Genomic DNA, 1,128 nt, shown 5'->3' with positions numbered 1-1,128 from the left:
GTCAACTCGCTGCAGCCCTCGATACATCACCTGCCGAATCCTGCCGACCGTCTTGCTCCAGCCAAAGACCTGCTCGATGCATTTGCGCTTGCGCTGACTGATGGCGTAGCCGGGCCAGCGCGTTGTGCGTCCGTCAATGGCCGAACCGCCCGCGCGGCCATCGTTTTGCGCCACATGCGGCGTCACGCCATTTGCGCGACACGTTGCCACGAAGCCAGCCGTGTCGTAGTTTTTATCAGCGCCTACCGTAATCGATGCATCGGCAAACTGCGCGGCGTCCGCAAGCATCTCGGCCGCCGTGTCTCGCTCGGCTGTGCCGTTGGCTTGCGTTACCTGCGCGTTCACCACGAGGCCATACCGGTTATCCGTCAGCACGTGCCCCATATAGCAAAGCATCGCGCCCGTGCCACGACTCTTGCGAAACAGCCGAGCCTGACTGTCCGTGCTGGATTCATGCGTGTCGTTGCTGCGCTTCTCGCCATGCCAGTTCTCGTGGGGGCCAGCACCTGCGTCAGGCGGCGTATCGTCGTCCGACTTTGCCTTGCGCACAAAGCTCTTGTGTCCCGCCCAGGCCTGAATCAGCGTGCCATCGACACTGAAATGCTCGCCGGAGAGGTAACCGCGCACGCGCGCCGTCTCGACCGTCTCGTTGAACAGGCTAACAATGACGTCGTGAACCAGCAGTCGGTCGCGGTTCTTGCTGAAGGTGGAGTGGTCCCACGCCGCGTCGTCCATCGCCAGGCCAACAAACCAGCGAAAGAGCATGTTGTAGGAGATTTGCTCCATCAGCATGCGTTCGCTGCGAATCGAATACAGCACTTGCAGCAGCAGCGCCCGAATCAGCTTCTCCGGCGCGATGCTCGGGCGACCGCCTCTCGCGTCGCTCTCGTACATACGCGAAAAGACCGCGTCCATGCGTGCAAGCGCATCGTTCAACCACAGCCGAATCGGCCGCAACGGGTGATTGGCCGGAACAAAGTCATCCAGCTTGGACATCGTGAACATCGACTCGGTATAGCCGTCCGCTCCGCGCATCGCTTCAGTCTCAGTGTTGTCCGATTCTTTGTTTCAACGTTTACCCCTCCCGCCTGGATGACGTGTGCGGGAGGTATTTCAACAGCCTGCTAG

The 1,128-nt window shown here is 60.6% G+C and carries 1 protein-coding gene; it reads right to left on the bottom strand.

Going from position 1 to position 1,128, the window contains the following annotated elements; translation table 11 throughout:
- The coding region (locus AB3X96_RS42435) for an IS5 family transposase (RefSeq protein WP_368594403.1) at positions 1 to 1,035 on the bottom strand (1,035 nt) is incomplete at its 3' end.
- Between the last annotated feature and the right edge of the window lie 93 nt (positions 1,036 to 1,128).

This window comes from Paraburkholderia sp. BR13439, assembly GCF_040948805.1.
Classification (GTDB): domain Bacteria; phylum Pseudomonadota; class Gammaproteobacteria; order Burkholderiales; family Burkholderiaceae; genus Paraburkholderia; species Paraburkholderia youngii.
The sequence above is the reverse complement of the archived record's forward strand: the minus strand, read 5'-3'. Positions and strand labels throughout refer to the sequence as shown.